At 71.6% G+C, this 20,458-nt stretch carries 18 protein-coding genes and 1 tRNA gene; 12 read left to right on the top strand and 7 right to left on the bottom strand.

The window, feature by feature from the left end:
• Positions 1 to 164 precede the first annotated feature (164 nt).
• From QRN49_RS02405 to QRN49_RS02395, 3 genes are all read right to left on the bottom strand, one after another.
• Positions 165 to 641, bottom strand: a complete 477-nt coding sequence (locus tag QRN49_RS02405; RefSeq protein ID WP_245166079.1) for an RNA polymerase sigma factor — start codon at positions 639 to 641, stop codon at positions 165 to 167.
• A gap of 615 nt (positions 642 to 1,256) precedes the next feature.
• A tRNA-Val gene (locus QRN49_RS02400) sits at positions 1,257 to 1,329 on the bottom strand.
• A gap of 54 nt (positions 1,330 to 1,383) precedes the next feature.
• On the bottom strand, positions 1,384 to 3,561 hold the full coding sequence (locus QRN49_RS02395) for a hypothetical protein (protein ID WP_284753832.1): 2,178 nt from the start codon (positions 3,559 to 3,561) through the stop codon (positions 1,384 to 1,386).
• A 248-nt stretch (positions 3,562 to 3,809) separates the two neighbouring features.
• Here QRN49_RS02395 and QRN49_RS02390 point away from each other — a divergent pair, with 248 nt between their 5' ends.
• The 5 genes from QRN49_RS02390 to QRN49_RS02370 all read left to right on the top strand — a co-directional run bounded on the left by QRN49_RS02390 (position 3,810) and on the right by QRN49_RS02370 (position 7,498).
• A complete protein-coding gene (locus QRN49_RS02390) occupies positions 3,810 to 4,454 on the top strand; it encodes a SatD family protein (protein ID WP_284753831.1) in 645 nt (214 codons plus the stop codon).
• The gene (locus tag QRN49_RS02385; protein ID WP_284753830.1) at positions 4,454 to 5,314 is read left to right on the top strand and encodes a hypothetical protein; all 861 of its coding nucleotides are present in this window, start codon (positions 4,454 to 4,456) and stop codon (positions 5,312 to 5,314) included. Before QRN49_RS02390 ends, QRN49_RS02385 begins: the two co-directional genes overlap by 1 nt.
• Positions 5,315 to 5,355: 41 nt before the next feature.
• On the top strand, positions 5,356 to 5,889 hold the full coding sequence (locus QRN49_RS02380; protein WP_071405333.1) for a hypothetical protein: 534 nt from the start codon (positions 5,356 to 5,358) through the stop codon (positions 5,887 to 5,889).
• A gap of 80 nt (positions 5,890 to 5,969) precedes the next feature.
• Positions 5,970 to 6,950, top strand: coding sequence for an aldo/keto reductase (locus tag QRN49_RS02375; RefSeq protein WP_284753829.1), 981 nt, complete (start codon positions 5,970 to 5,972; stop codon positions 6,948 to 6,950).
• Positions 6,947 to 7,498 (top strand): hypothetical protein, encoded by a 552-nt coding sequence (locus tag QRN49_RS02370; protein ID WP_284753828.1) that lies wholly within the window; start codon positions 6,947 to 6,949, stop codon positions 7,496 to 7,498. Before QRN49_RS02375 ends, QRN49_RS02370 begins: the two co-directional genes overlap by 4 nt.
• Before the next feature lie 18 nt (positions 7,499 to 7,516).
• Here the strand turns inward: QRN49_RS02370 and QRN49_RS02365 are convergent, their stop codons facing one another.
• Together QRN49_RS02365 and QRN49_RS02360 are read right to left on the bottom strand one after the other, a co-directional pair.
• Positions 7,517 to 9,091, bottom strand: a complete 1,575-nt coding sequence (locus tag QRN49_RS02365; RefSeq protein ID WP_284753827.1) for a phenylacetate--CoA ligase family protein — start codon at positions 9,089 to 9,091, stop codon at positions 7,517 to 7,519.
• Positions 9,088 to 10,143, bottom strand: coding sequence for a nitroreductase family protein (locus QRN49_RS02360; protein ID WP_284753826.1), 1,056 nt, complete (start codon positions 10,141 to 10,143; stop codon positions 9,088 to 9,090). The genes QRN49_RS02365 and QRN49_RS02360 overlap by 4 nt, the downstream gene beginning before the upstream one ends.
• Before the next feature lie 106 nt (positions 10,144 to 10,249).
• On the opposite strand from QRN49_RS02360, the gene QRN49_RS02355 reads away from it, so the two are divergent.
• The 5 genes from QRN49_RS02355 to QRN49_RS02335 all read left to right on the top strand — a co-directional run bounded on the left by QRN49_RS02355 (position 10,250) and on the right by QRN49_RS02335 (position 14,737).
• Positions 10,250 to 10,624: a holo-ACP synthase gene (locus QRN49_RS02355; RefSeq protein WP_284753825.1), complete on the top strand. Its 375-nt coding sequence runs from the start codon at positions 10,250 to 10,252 to the stop codon at positions 10,622 to 10,624.
• Between the two features lie 81 nt (positions 10,625 to 10,705).
• Positions 10,706 to 11,005 (top strand): acyl carrier protein, encoded by a 300-nt coding sequence (locus tag QRN49_RS02350; RefSeq protein ID WP_111095205.1) that lies wholly within the window; start codon positions 10,706 to 10,708, stop codon positions 11,003 to 11,005.
• Positions 11,002 to 12,177 (top strand): acyl-CoA dehydrogenase family protein, encoded by a 1,176-nt coding sequence (locus QRN49_RS02345; protein WP_111224563.1) that lies wholly within the window; start codon positions 11,002 to 11,004, stop codon positions 12,175 to 12,177. Before QRN49_RS02350 ends, QRN49_RS02345 begins: the two co-directional genes overlap by 4 nt.
• On the top strand, positions 12,174 to 13,154 hold the full coding sequence (locus QRN49_RS02340; protein ID WP_284753824.1) for an amino acid--[acyl-carrier-protein] ligase: 981 nt from the start codon (positions 12,174 to 12,176) through the stop codon (positions 13,152 to 13,154). The genes QRN49_RS02345 and QRN49_RS02340 overlap by 4 nt, the downstream gene beginning before the upstream one ends.
• Positions 13,151 to 14,737 carry an alpha/beta fold hydrolase gene (locus QRN49_RS02335; RefSeq protein ID WP_284753823.1) on the top strand — a complete coding sequence of 529 codons (1,587 nt, stop codon included), beginning with the start codon at positions 13,151 to 13,153 and terminating at the stop codon, positions 14,735 to 14,737. Before QRN49_RS02340 ends, QRN49_RS02335 begins: the two co-directional genes overlap by 4 nt.
• A gap of 14 nt (positions 14,738 to 14,751) precedes the next feature.
• Here QRN49_RS02335 and QRN49_RS02330 read toward each other — a convergent pair whose 3' ends face one another.
• Both QRN49_RS02330 and QRN49_RS02325 read right to left on the bottom strand, forming a co-directional pair.
• Positions 14,752 to 15,678, bottom strand: coding sequence for an alpha/beta fold hydrolase (locus QRN49_RS02330; protein ID WP_284753822.1), 927 nt, complete (start codon positions 15,676 to 15,678; stop codon positions 14,752 to 14,754).
• 56 nt (positions 15,679 to 15,734) lie between these two features.
• Positions 15,735 to 16,223, bottom strand: a complete 489-nt coding sequence (locus QRN49_RS02325; RefSeq protein ID WP_071248033.1) for a peroxiredoxin — start codon at positions 16,221 to 16,223, stop codon at positions 15,735 to 15,737.
• A 241-nt stretch (positions 16,224 to 16,464) separates the two neighbouring features.
• Here QRN49_RS02325 and aceE point away from each other — a divergent pair, with 241 nt between their 5' ends.
• Positions 16,465 to 19,209 (top strand): pyruvate dehydrogenase (acetyl-transferring), homodimeric type, encoded by a 2,745-nt coding sequence (aceE, locus tag QRN49_RS02320; protein ID WP_260689482.1) that lies wholly within the window; start codon positions 16,465 to 16,467, stop codon positions 19,207 to 19,209.
• Positions 19,210 to 19,216: 7 nt separating this feature from the next.
• On the top strand, positions 19,217 to 20,443 hold the full coding sequence (locus QRN49_RS02315; protein WP_027465341.1) for a PucR family transcriptional regulator: 1,227 nt from the start codon (positions 19,217 to 19,219) through the stop codon (positions 20,441 to 20,443).
• Positions 20,444 to 20,458: the final 15 nt, after the last annotated feature.

Genomic DNA, 20,458 nt, shown 5'->3' with positions numbered 1-20,458 from the left:
GGGGTGATGGCAGAACCATGGGGGCCGCGGCTGGATGCGCTGTGGCCAGCGGCGACGGCATCGATCCTGGCCGCCGACGACTCCTGAGAGCGCACGTCTCCGCCGCACGAGAGCCGGTGAAACCCCTGCCAGGCCGGAGCCCCTGATGGATCGCCCTCGCGGCCTCACCGCCAGCTGGCGAGAGAACGATCGACCACCGCTCGAGCACGCGCGATGTGACCACGCACGGTCGAGTGCGGTAGACCCAGCGCCTCGGCGATCTCGGCGTAGGACCGACGCTCGAGATGGCGCAACTCCCAACACCGTCGCTGCATCGGCGCCATGTCGTCGATGACCAGCTGTGCCGCTGCGACCAGCGATGCTCGCTCCGCAACGGCCCCCGGGGCGTTGTCGATGGACACAGGAGCCGTCTCATCGAGTTGCGTCCGGTACCGCGTCGCAGCGCTCTGGAGGCGATCGAAGCTCCGGCGTCGGACCGTGGTCACGAGCCACCCCGTGACCGCGTCAGCGTCGCGCAGCTCTTCGAGATGGGTCCACGCGGCGATGAAGGTCTCCTGCACGACGTCGTCGGCTTCGCTGGACCCGCGGAGGATCCGCACGGCGATCGTTCGGAGCAGAGCAGCGTTCCGCCCGACGATCATCGCGAACGCGCGATCGTCCACGGCGCCAGGAGCCACTCGCGCTGGCGCCGCCGGCGGAGCAAAAGCGTGCTGCTCCCTCACTGGGTTCCGTCGCCGGACCGGAGCCTCGATCACCCCGGTCGGAGCGGACGAGGCCTGCTGCAGTGTCGTCATCGGCATACCGGTCCACTCCTTGAATCAATTGCGTGAGGATGTTTCGGACTCGTGGAGCAGGAGGGTGGGCGGGCGAGGGTCCCCAGTGCGAGGGCCAGGACGTCGGAACGCCAACCGTCCGCTGCGGGAGCGCGGTCGGGGACCGGACGTCCTGCCGAGGCAGAGAACGGGACAGCGGCGATCCGGTCGGCGGCGCGGTGGGTGCGGCGGCGATCGCCTACGAGCTGAGGAGCCCCGTTGCCGAGGCGACGATCACACCGACGCCGGCGAACACTGCAACCAGACCGCCGACGATCGCCGCGAGCTGCTGGTCCTTGTTCATCCCCATGGGCGGAGCATATGAGTTCCGACCCCCCGAAGCCGCCAACGTCTCGGTAGCGGACGTTGCTGCACCACGGTCTCGCGCCGGATCACGGACCTCGTGACACAGCCGCAGCACGGACCGATCTGACCACTCGACGGTGGGCCCTGCCGGGATCGAACCGACGACATCCACGGTGTAAACGTGGCGCTCTACCAGCTGAGCTAAAGGCCCTCACGACGATCCTAGGGCGTCAGCGCTCGATCGTCGTCGAACCAGGCGGGCACGTCACGACACCCCGCACCGGGGTCGATCGCAGCGGATCACGAGTCCCCGCGCGTCCTCGTCCCGGTCCTCCGACACGCCACCGGACAGCACGATCGGGGTGTCGTCGGCGCTGAGGCCGATCGCCAGCGTGCTGGTGCTCGACCGTTCGTCCTGCACCGGCGGGAACCGGGCGATCGTCGTCTGCTCGGAAGTGGTGCACCGCGCATCACGGCACGAGAGCAGTCCCAGAGTGCCGCGTTCCTCGTCACGGACCGCGACGAGTGGCCGCCCCGATCGGTCGACGACGAACGCCGGAAGCAGGTTCGTCGGCCCGTTCGGCGTGATGTCCGTGTGTGACGAAGACGAGCACGACGCATCCGCGCAGAACGTCAGCCGTTGGGTCGCGATCCCGTTCGACCGCGCGAGCACGACCGGGTTCCCGTCGCCGCCGATCGCCACCCGTGCGTCGTACGCCTCGTCCCACGCCCGGACCGGCTCCCCCGGCGGGATCGCGTGCGACAGGTCGCGGACGACGGGCTGGCCGCCGTCCGGGCTGAATGACACGAGCCGAAGGGCGGTGAAGGTCGGCGAACGAGCGTCGGTCTCCGACACCAGCGAGACCACCGCGGTGCCGTCCGGCGCGACGGCGACGTCCACACCCTGGTGGTCCAGCGGCGGGATCCACGGCAGCGCCACCTGCCGAACCGTGTGTTCGACGCAGGACACGTCCTCGCAGAACACGGCGACCAGGTGCGAGCGTCCTTCCGGTTCGCCGCCGCGGGCGATCCCGGCCACCACCGGCCGGTCGACGGAACCCGCGATGGCGACGTCCGTCATCCAGTAGCTGACGCGCCCCTGATCGGTCTCCACGATGTCGACGGCAGCGACCGTGGTGCGGCGCCCCTCCGGGCGATCGACGGCGGGTGCCTCGTCGGCGGAGTCACGCTGCTCCGCCCGTCTCCCCGCGGGCCACGCGGCATCGTCCGACTTCGGTGCCACATCGAGTTGGTCCGCGCGTGAGTGCACGACTTCGAGCTCGTACTGCTGCGCGACCTCGTCCTCGAACCGCACCTTCCAATGGGCAGTGAGCAGCCCGCCGTCGCCGGCGCTCCCGATCGCGGAGCCGCCGGTCAGGCCGGGCATCTCCATGGGGGTGTCGCACGACGCATGCCCACACATCCGCAGACGGCTGGGCGGTGTCGACGGCGTGCTCACGACCGCCGTCCGGCCTCCGACGTCCGCGATGTCGCCGCCGAGCAGGCCGCGCGCGTCGGCAGGGGCGGCGTCGTACTGCACGACGCCGAGCGGATTGCTCGAGACGATCACCGCGAACACCACCGCCGGGACGAGCACCACGCCCGCTCCGACGAGTCCAGGCCACACCCGTCGTCCCCGGGCCATCGGATCGGCCGGGTCGACCGCCAGCGGTGACCGAAGCCGACCGCCTTCGTTCCGCGTTGCGGCGCCGCGCACCGCGATCGCGACGACGAGCAGCACCAACCCGGTCACGACGACGCAGCACCACGCGACGACAACGCTGCTCCGGAGCGCGGACGGCGGCAACAGACGCAGCACCAGCAGGACGCCGACCCCGAGCACCGTCACCAGCGCCGCTCCCCCGACGAGCGCACGACGCGGCGTCGCCGTCGCCTCGTGCCCACCACGGACGATGACCCGACCAGATCCCCAGGCGCGACGGAAGGCCGCACGACGGGGCACACCGGCCACGAGCAACGCCCAGCCGAGCAGCAGCGGCGCCGCGATGACGGCACCCACCACCAGCAGCACGACGATCACGAGGGTGCCCCATCCACCTGCCCGCCACGACACGGCGGTCGTCGTCCCCGCCACCACCACCAACGTGACCAAAGTGGCCTCGACGACGAGCCCCCAGTGGTGCACCGACCACCGCCACGCGTCGCGCGGCCCCGCGGTCGCATCATCCGTGGCCGCGAGCATGACCACGGTGGTTGCGGTCACCCCGAAACCGAGCCCGAGCGCCGCGATGACCGTGCCCACGGCGAGCAGGGCCACGGGTACCCCGACCCCGCCGAGCGCCACGAACGCACCGTTCACCAGGGCAACGCGACCACCAGGGACGCCGAGCGGCAGCACCACCCCGGCCAGCAGCAGCCCGGCAGCGAACGGCACGACGACGGCGAGCACCGCGCGGCCCCCGCTCCAAGCGATCAACGGCACGGGTGGCGGACCGTCCTGCCGCCGCACCGCGGTCTCGGTCGGTCCCGCGCTGGCGACACCCGTCCCCGGTCGTGCACCATCCATCTGCTCGTCCCCCTCCGACAGCGTCCGCCCATGCTGTCAGGTTCGACGCCGGAGGTCCAGAAGGTGACATTTCAGGCGCGGACCCGCGCACTGGCGAGGACGGCCGACCCGAATGGTTTAGCCCAAGGCTTACTTTCGCCGATATGAAGCTCTACGCTTAACCCATGCAGTCCGAGCCCGTGATCGCCGTGATCGTCGACCTGGTCGACTCCCGCACGCTCGAGGACCGCTCCGCAGCCCAGCAGGACGTCGAGCACGCCTTCGACAGTACCCCGGACATCACCGCACTCGACCCCCTCCGCGCCACCGTCGGCGACGAGTTCCAGGTCATCTACGCCACGCTCACCGACGCGCTGCTGGCCACGACGGCGGCGACCCTCGCACTCCCCCCGAGCGTGCAGATCCGCCTCGGGATCGGCCGCGGGCAGGTCCGGACGATCGGCACCGGCGGCACCGGACCGCTGCAGGACGGCCCGGGCTGGTGGTCGGCGCGGGACGCCATCAACGAGACCCACCGGCGCGAGGACGGCCGGACCGCGTTCTTGCGGTCCTGGTACCACGACGCCGACGACCGCCACGGAACGACGGAGCGACTCGTGAACGCCTACTTCCTCAGCCGCGACCACGTCGTCTCGCGGCTCGCACCCCGCGCCCGCCGGATCGCACTCGGTCTGGTGCAGGGCCGGACGCAGGCACAGATCGCCGCGGACGAGGGGATCACCCCGTCGGCGGTGTCCCAGTCCGTGCAGAAGTCGGGCGTCGCCGCCCTGGTCGAGGGCCTGCGTGTCCTCGGGGACGGGGGCCGCTGATGCTCGCCGGAGTCCTCCTGACCCTCGTCGGGCTCGCCGACGTCGTCCGCGCACGGACCGGGACCGACGCGGCACCTCGGCGCGTGCTGACCACCACGGTGATCGTCCTGCTCTGGGCCGCCGTGGCAACTGTGGCGGTACTCGGCCTCGGCCTCGCCGTCTGGTCGGTGCTGGTCGCGGTCGTCCTCGCGGCCCTGTGGGTCGCGACGACGATCCCGGTGCGCTCCGGTGGCGCGCCCGGCGGTCGCGATCGGGCACTCCCCTGGCTCCGTCGCTCGGGGTCCTGGCCGGCCGTCCTGCTCGCGGTCGCCGTCGCCGTGCTGCTGCTCTGGGCGCCGTCTGCCGACGCCTCCGGCTTCGTGGTGGACTGGCACCGGGACGTCGGCCCGTCCTTCGTCGGCGCGGTGCCGCTCGCCGCGATCGTCGCCGGGATCGGATCGGCGCTGTTCCTGGTCGACTCGGCCAACGTGGTCGTCGCCCAGGCACTGCCAGCAGAACTCTCCCCGGACGCCCAGCGCACAGCGGCGGCAGCAGCAGCCGGCCGACCGAAACGCTTCGGCCGACGACGCACCGGCAGGGCGTCGGACGAAGACGACGACCAACCCGGAGACCGCACGGTCACCCTCAAGGGCGGACGCATGATCGGCCCGATCGAGCGCCTGCTGCTGGCCGGGTTCTCGTTGGCCGGCGCCTTCCCCGTCGTGGCGGCGCTGATCGCCGCGAAGGGGATCGTCCGCTTCCCCGAGATCCGCCGCGAGACGACCGGGTACCAGGCCGAGTACTTCCTGATCGGCAGCCTGGTGAGCTGGGCGATGGCCTTCGCCGCCGCCGGCATGTGCTGGTTGCTGGCACTGGGCTGACGAACGCCCCGCCCCTCGATCACCGCAGGTACGCTCTCCTCGTGAACGGTGTCGGAGTCGGTGTCCTCGACGAAGCCGGGCGGCTCCGCCTGCTCGGCGCCGGTGTGACGGGCGCGGCCTTCGCCGTCGTCCTGGTCATGCTGGTCCTGTCCTCGTGGACCGAGGCGACCACCACCGTCCTGGTCTCGGCCGGCATCCCGACCGCCGTGGCTGGTGCCGCGATCGCCGTCGTCCTGCAGCGCCGCGCCTGGCGCGCCGAGGGCGGCTACGAACGGTCGATCGTCGTCCGCGAGTGGATCGCCGACGGCCAGGTGCCCGCGGGTGTGCCGGCGGACCAGTGGATCCCACTCGTGCAGGCCCAGGCCGACCGCGAGGGCGCCGGCTGGGGCAAGGTCGTCCTGGGCGTGCTGTGGATCGCGATGACGTGGTCGATGCGCGACCAGCACGGCACGCTCATCACGACGATGCTCATCCTGCTCTGGAGCGCGATGGCCCTGTGGGCAGCCGTGTGGGTCATCCCCCGCGCCCGGGCGGCGCGAGCGCTCCTGCGCCGCGGCGTCTCCACGATCGGCTGAACCGCGCTCGGCTGCACCCCGCTCGCCTGCACCCTGCTCGGCTGAACCCCGCCCGTCCGCGTCTGACTACGCTCGGACCCATGCAGAGTCGCACCCTCGGCCGCACCGGCCGCTCCGTCTCCCCCATCGGCCTCGGCACCTGGCAGTTCGGCGGTGACTGGGGTCCCGTCTCCGAAGCCGACGCGAACGCCGTCATGGACGCCTCCGTCGAGTCGGGCGTCACCGTGTTCGACACCGCCGACGTCTACGGCGACGGCCGGAGCGAGCAGCTCATCGGCGCGTGGCGTGCCGCGAACCCCGACGTGCCGCTGACGATCACCACCAAGATGGGCCGTCGCGCCGACCAGGTCCCCGAGAACTACGTCGCCGCAAACTTCCGCGAGTGGGTGGACCGCTCCCGGAAGAACCTCGGGCAGGACACCCTCGACCTCGTGCAGCTGCACTGCCCGCCGACCCCGGTCTACGAGGACGACGCCGTCTACGACGCCCTCGACGCGCTGGTCGCCGACGGCTCGATCGCCGCCTACGGCGTCAGCGTCGAGACCGCCGACCAGGCCCTCACCGCGATCGCCCGGCCCGGCGTCGCGAGCGTCCAGATCATCCTCAACGCGTTCCGTCTCAAGCCGCTCGACCGCGTGCTGCCGGCAGCCCTGGAGGCAGGGGTCGGCATCCTGGCACGCGTCCCGTTGGCCTCGGGGCTGCTCTCCGGCAAGTACACGACCGACACGTCGTTCGCCGAGGGCGACCACCGCAACTACAACCGCCACGGCGAGGCCTTCGACCAGGGCGAGACCTTCAGCGGCGTCGACTACGACGACGGCGTGCGCGCGGCGCAGACCTTCGCGGCGTCCTTGCCGGACGCCGTCTCGGTCCCGCAGGCGGCGCTCGCATGGATCATCGCGCAGGACGGCGTCACCGCGGCGATCCCCGGCGCGCGCAACCCGGAGCAGGCGCGCTCGAACGCCGCAGCGGGCGATCTGCCGCAGATCGAGGGCCTCGACGCCACCGTGCACGACCTGTACGACACGTGGTTCCGCGCGAGCGTCCACGACCGCTGGTGAACCTGCGGAGCGTCGCGGTCGCGGTGGCCGCACTCCTGCTGCTGTCCGGGTGCGCCGCACCCGGAGCGGTCACCACCCGCGACGCTCCGCCCTGGCCACGGCCGTCCGACCTGACGGCCCGCGCCGAGTCCGCCGGGCTCCGGAACGTCTGGGGCGAACGGCTGGCCGAGCACGTGCACACGCACCTGACGACCCTGGACGGCGACGAGCCGGTGACCGTCCCGGCGAACATCGGGCACTCCGACGACCGGAAGTTCGCCGCGGAGATCCACACGCACGACACGTCGGGCATCGTGCACGTCGAGTCCCCGACGGAGCAGACGTTCACGCTCGGGCAGTTCTTCGACGAGTGGGGCGTCTCGCTCGGTCCGGAGCACGTCGGTGGCCTGCGGGGCGAACTGACGGTGTGGGTCGACGGCCACCGGAGGATCGGCAACCCGCGCTCGATCGAGCTCACGGACCTGCGCCAGGTCGTCCTCATCGTCACCACCGTCGGCGAGGTCCCGCACCTGCCGGCCCCCTTCGACTGGCCGCCGCAGTACGACTAGCGCCGGAACCGGCTCGGCTCAGGCCTCCTTCGCCGCGACCCACGACAGGTCGAGGCCCCACTGCTCGACCGACCCGGCCGGCAGCTGCCACACGTACTCGTTCTTGAGCTTCTTGCCGTCCTCGCGGAACGGCCCCGTCCGGTACGGGTAGAACGCGACCGTCGGCAGCGTGCCGGGCGGCGCCGTGCGGATCGCGTTCGAGAAGTCCTTGTTCAACCGCCGCAGCTCGGCGATCACGGCGCCCCGGGCGGCATCCGCGTCGAACCCGCCCGCGCCCGAGGCGAGCTGGAACGCGATGTGCAGCTGCCGGTCACCGTGGTCGTCCTCGTAGCTGATCAGCCGGTGGTTCTCGATGGCCTCGAGCAGCTCCGGGTCGCCGTACACGACGTCCCGCACCACGTCGGGTGCGACGACTGCCCCGTTGTAGTCGACGGACAGGTCGGACCGGCCGTAGTGGAACAGCAGCGGCAGGTCGAGCTCGGCCTCGGCGGCGAGCGCCGCGTGCCCCGTCGCCCGCAGCACGGAGCGGAGGTCCTTCATCCGCACCACGTGTCCGCGGTCGTGGATGTTGTACCGGATGCGGGGACTGATGTTCTCGGAGCGGGCGATGGTCACGACGAGTTCGCCGAGGTCGTTCGTCTCGATCAGGTAGCCGAACGGGTTGAACTGGAACACCATCGGCAGTACCCCGTACTCGCCCTGCTTGGTCAGGGCGGCGGAGAGTTCCGGTGAGGCGGCGATCGCCCGGCGGAGCTGCACGCTGAACGGTGTCTCGATGCCGAGGTTGATCTCGAGGTCGCTCGCGCCGTAGGAGCCGAGGACGGCCTGGGCGTACTGCTCGATGTGGGCGCGCATGTTCTCGCTGATGCCCTCGCCCCCGAAGGCGGCGACGATCGTGTACTGGCTCCAGTCGAGTCGGTCGTCCTCGAACAGGGCCTTCAGGAACGGTGGGTAGCTGCAGATGATGTAGGTGAAGTCGGTGCCGAACTCGCGCATCGTCTGGACGATCTTGTCGCGGTCCGGGCCGATGGACTTGATCATGGATGACTCGGTGAGCGAGGCGGTCACGTTCATCCCGGTGGCCCAGGCCCCGAGCGAGAAGGCGTTGAGCACGAAGGGCTGTTTGGACAGGTCCTTGGCGGTGCGGGAGAACCCGAGTTGCAGCAGCTGTCGGGTGGCCTGGCGTTCGTCGGGGCCGCGCACCCAGCTGGTCGGGGTGCCGCTCGATCCGCTGGACTCGTCGACGACGACGCCGCGTCGGGGCAGGCGTCCGTCGATGCAGCGCTCGGGGATGCTCCAGCGCTTGACGTAGGAGTCCTTGTCCATCTCGGGGAGCCCCGAGATCGCTGCGGCGATCCCGCCACGGGTGTCGAGCCTGGAGGCCCGTCCGGACTCCGCCAGGAACGCGCGGTACGCGGGGACCCGCTTCGCAGCCCGTTCCGCGGTCCGCCAGGCGCGCCAGCGTCCGAGGGTCCAGCGGAGCGGCTCGATGCCGGGCGTGAGCAGGAGCTTGTGCGTGCCGACACGGGGCATGAACAGTGCGACGAAGGTCTCGACCACCCACACCACCGAGAACACCGCTGCGCGCTTCACCGGGCACCGCCCACGGTCATCGCTGCTGCAGGTCGGCGGTGTGCCAGGGGTGGTGGGTCGCTGTGCCCGAAGCGGAACAGCATCCAGGCCATCCGCCCGTCGGACTCGTCGACGCCCGCACGTTCCACGAACGCGGCGTGTGACCGCGGGTTGGTGATCACGGTGCCGAAGGGGTGCATGGCGATGCCGCGGGCGGAGAACTCCAGCCAGATGCGCATGAAGACCCGTCCGGCCTCGACGTACTCGGCCGGGGTGCTGAACGGTCCCTCGAGCCAGGCGAGCTGTCGGACGCCCCGCATGGTGGACAGGTACACCCTGCGGAAGACCCCGCCGATGCCCGGGGCCTGCCAGAGTCCGCGGTGCTCCATGGCGAACCGGAGCACCGGGCCGGGCATGAGCATCGTCTCCGCGGACAGCCCGTCGCCGGTGGCCGCTGCCTGTCGCTTCGAGAACCGCAGCCAGTGCAGGATCTCGTCGTGCACGGCGTCGTGCTGCAGGTCGTCGAACAGGGTCTCCTGGTTGACGCGCACGATCTCGTCGACCGTGGCCCGGTCGTCGGTGGTGCGGAAGCGCTGCCCGGCCGCCGACGCGATGGCGGACGCGGCCTCGATCGCGGTGGCTTCGACGAGCGTTGCGTCGTAGGGCCTGCGTGAGGTGCGCCGTGCGAGGAAGCCGGCCAGGGCCTCCCGGTCGTCCGCGGTGACCACGTGCGGACGCAACGTCACCGTGCCCAGCCGGTGCAGGTGGTCGTCCGCACTCCTGTCGTTCGTTGGACCGTCGCCGAGCCGACCGAAGTCCATCTCGGCGTGGTCGAGCCGTTCCTGCACGGTGTACCCGTGCGCCCGTGCCACCACGTCGAGCCCGGCCAGGAACACCCCGGCGCAGACGTGCCCGAACGGGATGCCGAACGACTCCGCCGGCAACCCCCGTCGCAGGTCGTAGAACACGGTCGCGGAGCGGTCGTCCTCGACGCGCACGACGATCGGTTGCGAGTTGTGCGGCGACGGGTAGTGCCGCGCGTCCTCGATGATGCCCGTCCACGGTGATGCCATCGTTCCCCCTCGGTGGTCCCTGGCGACGATCATACGAACCCCCGGTGTCCCCCATGCCGGTCAGGGCATGCACTGTGGACAACCGGTGCGTAGCCTGCTCCTCGTGATGACCATCCGCACCGGCACCGACCTCGCCGCGGTCGAGGACGTCGTCGACGCCGTGACGGCGCACGGCGAGCGGTACCTGGCCCGGGTGTTCACCCTGCGGGAGCGCACCGACACCGGCGACGACCCGGAGCGCCTCGCTGCCCGGTTCGCGGGCAAGGAGGCCGTCGTGAAGCTGCTCCGGCCGGCTCCGGACCAGGCGATCCCGCTGCGTGACGTCGCCGTCGTGCTCGACCCCGGTGGCGCCCCCACCGTCGAGCTGTCCGGAGCGGCCGCGGCCCTGGCGGAGTCGATCGGGTGCGGCCCGATCGCGGTCTCGTTGGCACACGAACGGGGGCTCGCGGTGGCGACGGCGGTGGCCTTCTCGGAGCGCTGACCCGGCGCTCCCGACAGTGGTGCGGTTTTCCGCACCCGCACGGCGGTTTCCCGAGGGCCGTTCCTCTTTACGGTTGCAGTCATGGAACAGGACCCGAACCCCTCCAGCAGCACCGCGACGATCGCCGACCCGGCCACCGACCGGGCCGTCCGTCGCGCCCTCGCCGAGCACGGCCGGCTGACGGTCGACGCGTGGGACGTCGCGTCGATCGCCGACCTCTACGCCCTCGGCCTGACCTCGCACGCCACCGTGAACGTGATGCTCGCGGTGGAGTCGGACCTCGACGTCGAGTTCCCCGACTCGGTGCTGAACCGGTCCACCTTCGCGAGCGTCGAGTCGATCACCGCCGCGGCGGAGCTCGCCGCGGAGCTCGCCTCGTGACCCTGGTCCTGCCGGCTCCGTCGGTCGTCGACCGCTTCGCCGAGCGTGCGAGCGCGGTGGCCGAGGTCGCCGCACAGTTCGCCGACGAGGTCGACCGCGACGCCCGGCCCCCGCGCGAGGCCATCGCCGCGATGCGGGAGTACGGCCTGCTCGCGGCAGCGGTGCCGACCGAGCACGGTGGCGAGGGTGCCTCCGTGGCGGAGCTCTCCGCGATCGCGACCGAACTCGGCCGGGCCTGCGCCGCGACCGGCATGGTGTTCGCGATGCACCAGGGCCAGGTCATGGCGCTCTGGCGGCACGGCGGCGACGGTGCCGGCGTGCTCGAGACGATCGAGGCCGTCCGGGGCGGGGCACTCGTCGCGTCGGCCACCACCGAGCGCGGCGTCGGCGGCGACGCCCGGCGGTCCACGTGTTCCATCGAGCCGACCGACGACGGCCGGATCCGCCTGCGCAAGGACGCGCCGGTGATCTCGTACGCCACCGAGGCCGACGCGGTGTTCGTCACCGCCCGCCGCGACCCGGACGCCCCGGCGTCGGACCAGCGACTGCTCATCTGCCGCACCGACGCGATGGTCCTGTCGCAGACGTCCACGTGGGACACCATGGGCCTCCGCGGTACGTGCAGCAACGGGTGGATCCTCGACACCGAGACGACGACCGACCGGGTGTTCCGCGACGACTACGCCGCGATCTCCGCCCAGACCGTCTTGCCGGTGTCGCACGTGCTCTGGGCCTCGGTCTGGCTCGGCATCGCGGTCTCGTCCGCCGAACGTGCCCGCAGCGCCGTCCGCAAGCAGGCCCGCGCCGCCGTCGGGACGACCCCGCCCGGTGCCCTCCGGCTCGCCGAGCTCCTGGTCGACCTGCAGGCCCTGGCCGACTCGGTGCGCCACGCCGCCGAACGGTTCGACGCCGCAGCCGACGACCCGGACGTGCTGGCCTCGAGCGCGTACGCCCTCGCCGCGAACGCCCTGAAGATCGGTGCGTCCGAACGCGTCACCGACATCGTCACGAAGGCGCTGCGCATCGTCGGGATCGCGGGCTACGCCGCCTCGGGTCCGATGAGCATCGCCCGACACCTCCGAGACGCCCACGGGGCCGCCGTCATGGTGAGCAACGACCGTCTCCTCAAGAACGACGCCGACCTGGCCATCATGACGGGAGTGATCCTGTGACGATCACGGACACCACCACGCACACCACCGACACCACCACCGCGGACACCGCCGCCGACGCCGCCGCGCTCGACGCCGCCCGCGCAGCCCTCCGCGCCCGCCTGCTCACCGACGGCGTGCTCCTCGACCTCGGCACGCCCGGCCTCTACGGCCGCACCGGGGTCTTCGAGCGCGTGTACGCCGCGGTCGACGCCGCAGCGATCCGCAGCCAGCAGCACCTCGGCGCCGAGGTCCTGCGCTTCCCGCCGGTCGAGCCGCTCGCGTCGTTCGAGCGCACCGACTACATCGCCTCGTTCCCGGACCTCGCCGCGTCGATCTCCGGGTTCACCGGCGACGACCGCACCCACCGCGCGCTGCTCGCCGCCCGCGAGCGCGGTGAGCGCTGGGAGGGGTTCCTCGAGCCGGCCGACCTCATGCTCACCCCCGCGGTCTGCCACCCGGTCTACGGCCTGATCGGCGACACCGTGCCGCAGCAGGGCCGGTTCTTCGACGTCCTCGGCGACTCCTTCCGCCGTGAGCCCTCGCTCGACCCGATGCGCCTGCAGGCCTTCCACATGCACGAGTTCGTGCACGTCGGCACCCCCGCGTCCGCAGCGGCCCACCGCGACGGCAGCATCCCGGTGATGCGCGCGCTGCTCGAGTCGTTCGGGCTCGAGATCGACGTCGTCCCGGCCAACGACCCTTTCTTCGGCCGCGTCGGGCAGATGCTCGCCCGCAACCAGGTCGAGCAGGCGCTCAAGTTCGAGTTCGTGACGAAGGTCTACGGTCCCGACCACGACGCCACCGCGATCAGCTCCGCGAACCTGCACGAGGACCACTTCGGCACCTCGTTCGGCCTCCGCACCGAGGACGGACAGGTCGCGCACAGCGCCTGCATCGCGTTCGGCCTGGAACGCATCACCATCGCCCTGTTCGCCGCCCACGGCACGGACCTCGACGCCTGGCCGGCGTCCGCCCGCGCCGCCCTCGCCCTGTGACCACGCTGCACGGCTGGTCCGGATCGCCGGCGATCCGCGCCGCGGTCCAGCTCCCCGCCGCTGCGCGCGCCGGCGTCGTGCTCTGCCCGCCGCTCGGGCAGGAGGGCGTCATCGCGTACCGCACGCTCCGTCTGCTGGCCGACCGCCTGGAGGCCCGTGGCATCGCCTCGGTGCGCTACGACCCGTCCGGACGTGGTGACGGCGCACCCGACACCACGCCCGACGCGCAGGTCCGGTCCGCGCGCCACGCCGCCGCCGTGCTCCGCACGACGGGGGTGCAGCACGTCGCGTTCGTCGGGCTGGCCTCGGCCGCCCTCGTCGCGGCGAACGCGGCCGCGGACACCGACGGCCTCGTCGTCTGGGACGCACCGGCATCGGGCAAGGGGTGGCTCCGCAGGCAGCGCGCCCTCGCGACCATCACGATCGGTGCCGACCGCGTGGTCGACGGCGTCGAGAGCCTGATCGGGTTCGACGTCGAGCCCGACGAGGCCGCCGCGCTCGCGGACCTCGCCTTCACCCCGCGCACCGGGCCCACCGTCGCGCTCGTCCGCCCGGGTGCCCGGCCGCCGAAGCCCCTCGGTGGCGTCGACGTGACCGAGGTCACCGGCAGCGCCGAGCTCCTCGACGGCACGAGCATCCACGCCCGCATCCCCGGAGCGGCCGTCGACACCGTCGTCGCCTGGCTCGACACCTGGGCGCCCGAGACGGCGGTGACCGTCCGCACGCCCGTCCTCGACGAGGTCCTCGACGTCGACGGTCGCGTGTCGGAGCGCATCGTCCACCTCGGTGAACAGGGCCTGTTCGGGATCGAGACCGTCTCGTCCGCCCAGCACCACGACGCCCCCGTCGTCGTGCTCCACAGCGGCGGCGCCGAACACCGCGTGGGGGCCACCGACTACCAGGTCGAACTCGCCCGCGCCCTCGCCCGCGACGGCGCCCGGGTCGTCCGGGTCGACCGTCGTGCCACCGGCGAGAGCACCGGCGTGCACGAGGACGAGCGGAGCTTCCTGTTCGCGCAGGAGTGGGTGGAGGACCAGTCCGCCGTCGTCACCGCACTCGCCACGCCTTCGGACCGGCTCGTGCTCGTCGGCATGTGCGCCGGCGCCTGGGTCGCGGGCCGCGCCGTCGAGGAGGCCCCGCGCCTGGTCGTCGAGATCAGCCCGAACGACTACCGTCGCGTCCCGGCCGAGCCCGGCTCGTACGCCGACGGGGTCCGGGCGATCGACGCCCCGTCGCCCGCCCGGATGTGGGTGCGCGAACGCTACAACCGGCTCGTACCGAAAGCCGTCCGCGACCGCATCGCCCGCCGCGACCGGATGGGCGGGGTCGTCGGCCACGTCCGCCCGCTCGTCGAGCACGGCACCGACGTCGTCGTGATCGTCGCTCCCGAGGACGCCGCCCTGTTCGACCGGCTCGGTGGGCAGAAGGCCGTCCGGCGCTGGCCCGGCGACGACCGTCGCGGCTCGGTGTCCGTCGTCCGCGTCGAGGACGGCGACCACGCGCTGTTCTCCCCGACGATGCGCGAGGCCGTCGTCGCCGAGGTGCGCTCCCGCGTCGCGGCGACGTTCCCCGTCCACACCTGACGCGCCCGCCCGGCTCAGCGCAGGCCGAGCTCCCGCGCGACGGCGTCGGGACGCTCGACGTGGGCGAAGTGCCCGCAGTCCTCGAGCAGCACCGTCCGGACCTGCGGCACGAGCGCCCGCAGCGCCTCGAGGTCCGAGACGCGGGCGAACACGTCGTCGCGCCCGGCGATCGCCGTCACCGGGCAGGTGATCGCTCGCCAACGGTCGAGGTCGTACGCCGCCGCCGACCGCGCCGCCTCGGTGAACTGCTCCGGCCGGAGCTCCTCGACGAAGGCCTCGAGCACGCTCGGGTCCAGACGTCGCACGTGTGTGAACACCGGCGCCGCGACGAGCGGCAACAGGCCGATCCGCGCGATCCCCCGGAGCAGCGGACGAGCGGCGCCACCGGTCACCGTGAGGCCCGCACGCAGCAGGGTAAACGCCGGCAGGGTGCCGAGCGCCCGCACCGGGTGCCGAGCCGCGCCGGCGGTCGCGACCGTGGTGCCGGACACCAGGGCGAGCGACCGCACCCGCTCGGGCGCCACCACCGCCAGGTGCAACCCGACGAACGCGCCCATGGAGTGCCCGACCACGTCGACCGCGCCGAGGCCCAGCGCACCGAGGACCGCCGACACGGCACCCGTGACGGCGTCGAGTCCGAACGGACCGTCGGGCGCCGGAGAGGACCCCCAGCCGGGCAGGTCGACGAGCACCAGCCCGCGGTCGCCGACGCCCTGTGCGGCATGCAGCAGCGGCGTCCACGTCGACCAGGACCCGGCGACGCCGTGCAGCAGCAGGAGCGGGTCCGGGCCGGCGCGGTGGTGCACCACGACGGGTCCGGTCGGGGCCTCCACGACCGTGCGGGTCAGCCCCCAGGCGCCGGGCGTGACGCGCACCGGGTACGGGGCGTACGCGTCAGCGGCGACCCCGTGACCACGCGGGTCGGTGTCGATGGCGTGCACCGGGCCTCCTGTCCGACCGTCGACGCGGACGCGTCCGTCAGGAGGGATTCGGAACGCTAGCCGACGGGGACGGGTGCCGAGCAGGCGGCGAGCCGGTCGAGGGCCGCCTTGTACTCGGCGACGTCGCGCTGCAGGCCGGGCTCGGTGATGATCGAGGCCTTGATGCGGCCCTGCACGTCGATGACGAAGGTCGCGCGGGTGGCGAAGCCCTTGTTCTCGAGGAACACGCCGTACTCCTTCGAGACGGCGCCGTGCGGCCAGAAGTCGGCGAGCAGCTCGAAGTCGTAGCCGTTCGTCTCGGCGAACGAGCGGAGCGTCGCCTTCGAGTCGACCGAGATGCCGAGCAGCTCGATGCGCTGGTCCTGGAACATCGTGATGTTGTCCTGCAGGGTGCAGAGCTCGTTCGTGCACCCGGACGAGAACGCCAGCGGGAAGAAGACGAGTGCGACCGGGCGGTTGCCGCGGAAGTCGCTGAGTCGGACGTGCTCACCGAACTGGTTCGGGAGCTCGAAGTCCGGCGCGAGTGAGCCGATCTCCAGTGCCATCGCTACGTGTGCTTCTTCCTCGGGCGTGGGGTGTGCCCGTCGGGTCCGTGCGCCGCGGATCGCGTGTGCACGATCGGCCATGCTACGCCGACGACACGCGAATGCAAGCACCCGTCCGCCTGCACGTCACCATCAGCATCAGCGTCGGTCCTGGGGCCTAGAGTGGACGGGGCCCCAGCCGGTCGCGACCCGACCACCGGAGCCACCATGTCCACCACCACGAGAACGAACGAGGTCAAGGGTGACGGTGAACGACCAGGACCCGTACAGCGCCGGGGCGAACGACCAGGATCCGCAGGAGACCGCCGAATGGCGTGAGTCCCTCGACGGACTGGTCCAGACCCACGGACACCAGCGCGGTCGCGAGATCATGCTGAGCCTGCTCAAGCGGTCCAAGGAACTGCACCTCGGTGTGCCGATGGTCCCGACGACGGACTACGTGAACACCATCGCGCCGGAGAACGAGCCGGAGTTCCCCGGCGACGAAGAGCTGGAGCGCCGGTACCGTCGCTGGATCCGCTGGAACGCGGCCATCACGGTGCACCGCGCACAGCGTCCCGGCATCGGGGTCGGCGGCCACATCTCGACGTACGCGTCGAGCGCCGCGATGTACGAGGTCGGCTACAACCACTTCTTCCGCGCGCAGGACCACCCCTCCGGTGGCGACCAGGTCTTCTTCCAGGGCCACGCCTCCCCCGGCATGTACGCCCGCGCGTACATGGAAGGTCGCCTCTCCGAGGACCAGCTCGACGGGTTCCGGCAGGAGAAGTCGCACGCCGGTGGCGGCCTGTCGTCGTACCCGCACCCGCGCCTCATGCCGCACTTCTGGCAGTTCCCGACCGTGTCGATGGGCATCGGCCCGATCAACGCGATCTACCAGGCGCAGCAGGCCAAGTACCTGTCGAACCGCGGCATCAAGGACGCCATGGACCAGCAGGTCTGGGCGTTCCTGGGCGACGGCGAGATGGACGAGGTCGAGTCCCGCGGGCAGCTCCAGGTCGCCGCGAACGACGGCCTCGACAACCTGAACTTCGTCATCAACTGCAACCTGCAGCGACTCGACGGTCCGGTCCGCGGCAACGGCAAGATCATCCAGGAGCTCGAGGCGTTCTTCCGCGGTGCGGGCTGGAACGTCATCAAGGTCGTCTGGGGCCGCGAGTGGGACGACCTGCTCGCCCGTGACACCGAGGGCGCGCTCCTCAACCTGATGAACCAGACGCCGGACGGCGACTACCAGACGTACAAGGCCGAGAACGGTGCCTACGTGCGCGAGAACTTCTTCGGGCGCGACCCGAAGGCGCTCGAGCTCGTCAAGGACTACACCGACGACCAGATCTGGAACCTCAAGCGCGGTGGCCACGACTACCGCAAGGTCTACGCCGCGTTCAAGGCCGCGACCGAGCACAAGGGCCAGCCGACCGTCATCCTGGCGAAGACGGTCAAGGGCTACGGCCTCGGCCCGAGCTTCGAGGGCCGCAACGCGACCCACCAGATGAAGAAGCTCACGCTCGACAACCTCAAGCAGTTCCGCGACGAGATGCGCATCCCGATCTCCGACGCGCAGCTGGAAGAGAACCCCTACACGCCGCCGTACTACCACCCGGGCAACGACGACGAGGCGATCCAGTACATGCACGAGCGTCGTCGCGCGCTCGGTGGCTACGTGCCGGAACGTCGCACGAAGTACACGCAGTTCACGCTGCCGGACGACTCGAAGTACCAGGTCGTCAAGAAGGGCTCCGGCAAGCAGGAGGTCGCCACCACCATGGCGTTCGCACGCCTGCTGAAGGACCTGCTGCGCTCGCCCGACTTCGGCGACCGCGTGGTCCCGATCATCCCGGACGAAGCACGCACCTTCGGCATGGACGCCTACTTCCCGTCGGCGAAGATCTACAACCCGAACGGCCAGCACTACACGTCGGTCGACCGCGAGCTCCTCTTGGCCTACAAGGAGAGCCCGCAGGGCCAGATCATCCACGTCGGCATCAACGAGGCGGGCGCCCTCGCGGCGTTCACCGCGGTCGGCACCTCGTACTCGACGCAGGGCGAGCCGCTCATCCCGGTCTACGTCTTCTACTCGATGTTCGGGTTCCAGCGCACCGGCGACGCCATCTGGGCCGCCGGCGACCAGATGACCCGTGGCTTCATGATCGGCGCGACCGCCGGCCGCACCACGCTGACGGGCGAGGGCCTGCAGCACGCGGACGGTCACTCGCCGCTCCTCGCCACGACGAACCCGGCCGTCGTCTCGTACGACCCGGCGTACGGCTACGAGATCGGCCACATCGTCAAGGCCGGCCTCGACCGCATGTACGGCACGAACGAGGACGGCTCGCCGAAGCACGCCGACCCGAACGTCATGTACTACCTGACGGTCTACAACGAGCCGCTGGTGCAGCCGGCCGAGCCCGATGGCGTCGACGTCGAGGGCATCCTCAAGGGGATGTACCTGCTCAAGGCGAGCGAGCACGACGGCCCGAAGGCCCAGCTGCTCGCGTCCGGTGTCGCCGTGCCGTGGATCCTCGAGGCGCAGCAGCTCCTCGCCGAGGACTGGGGCGTGTCGGCCGACGTCTGGAGCGTCACGAGCTGGGGTGAGCTGTACCGCGACGGTGTGGCCGCCGAGCAGCAGGCGTTCCTCAACCCGAACGAGCCGGCCCGCACGCCGTTCGTCACCGAGCGGCTGCTCGGCACCGAGGGTCCGGTCGTCGCCGTGAGCGACTTCATGCACCTGGTGCAGGAGCAGATCCGCCCGTTCGTGCCGACCGACTACGCCACGCTCGGCGCCGACGGCTTCGGCTTCTCGGACACCCGTCCGGCCGCTCGCCGCTTCTTCCACATCGACGGCCCCTCGGTCGTCGTGCGGACGCTGCAGCAGCTCGCCCGCCAGGGCAAGGTCGACGGCGCGCTCGTCCAGCAGGCGATCGACAAGTACCGCCTGCACGACGTGACCGCCGGCACCACCGGCAGCGCGGGCGGCGAGAGCTGATCAACCCGTGACGACGGTCCGCCCGGACCACGAGAGCCAGGAGAGCGCGCGCGAGCGTGCGCTCTCCTGGCTCCGTCAGGTGTCCGGAGAACTCTCCACCGCCACGATCAAGCGGCTCGAGGACACGCTCCCCTGGTACAGCGAGATGCCACCGGGGCGCCGCTCCGCCGTGGGCCTCGTCGCCCAGGCCGGCATCACCTCGTTCATCAGCTGGCTCGAGGGCACCGCTTCGACACCGTGGATCGCCGCGGCCGACGTCTTCGGATCCGCCCCGCGGGAACTCCTGCGCTCCGTGAGCCTGCAGCAGACCCTGCAGCTCATCCGCGTCGTGGTGACCGTGGTCGAGGAACGCGCCGCCGACGACGAGATGCTGCAGGAGGCGATCCTCAAGTACTCCCGCGACATCGCGTTCGCTGCCGCCGACGTCTACGCCCGCGCCGCCGAGGCCCGCGGCCTGTGGGACGCCCGGCTCGAAGCGCTCGTGGTCGACTCGATCCTCTCCGGCGAGTACGACGACGAACTGCCCTCCCGCATCGCCGCCCTCGGGTGGCACGGCCACGGCGAGGTCGCGGTGCTCGTCGGCACCGCACCGAAGCAGCTCGAGGTCGACCAGGTCCGGCGCACCGCACGGCACATGGACGCCGACGTGCTCGTCGGGGTCCAGGGATCGCGGCTCGTCGTGGTGATCGGCCGCGCCACCCCGCGCGACGACGTCCCCGAGGGCGAGGAGCCCGTCTCCTTCACGACCATCGCGCAGGCCCTCGAACCACTGTTCGGCGAGGGCCACCTGGTGCTCGGCAACGAGGTCCCCGGAGTCGTCGACGCCTCGACCAGCGCGAAGGCCGCCCTCGCCGGGTTCGCCGTCGCGCGTGCCTGGCGCGGCGTGCCCCGCCCGGCCCTGGCCGACGACCTGCTGCCCGAACGTGCCCTGGCCGGCGACCCGCTCGCCCGGTCCGCCCTGGTGCAGCGCATCTACGTCCCGCTCAAGGACCAGTCCACCGAGCTCCTGCAGACGCTGTGGTGCTACCTGGACACCGGCCGGTCGCTCGAGGCCACGGCGCGTGAGCTCTTCGTGCACCCGAACACCGTGCGCTACCGCCTGCGCCGGGTCGCCGACATCATCGGGTGGGACGCCACGCACGCCCGGGACGCCCTGATCGTGCAGTCGGCGCTCATCCTCGGCGCGATGTCCGAGTCCGCGACCGGCCGCCGCCGCATCACGCCCCGGCGCTAGAGCGCCCCGGACGGT

The organism is Curtobacterium sp. ME-Dv--P-122a, from assembly GCF_030209645.1.
Taxonomy (GTDB): Bacteria; Actinomycetota; Actinomycetes; order Actinomycetales; family Microbacteriaceae; genus Curtobacterium; species Curtobacterium flaccumfaciens.
This window is presented reverse-complemented; position numbering and strand designations above follow the sequence as displayed.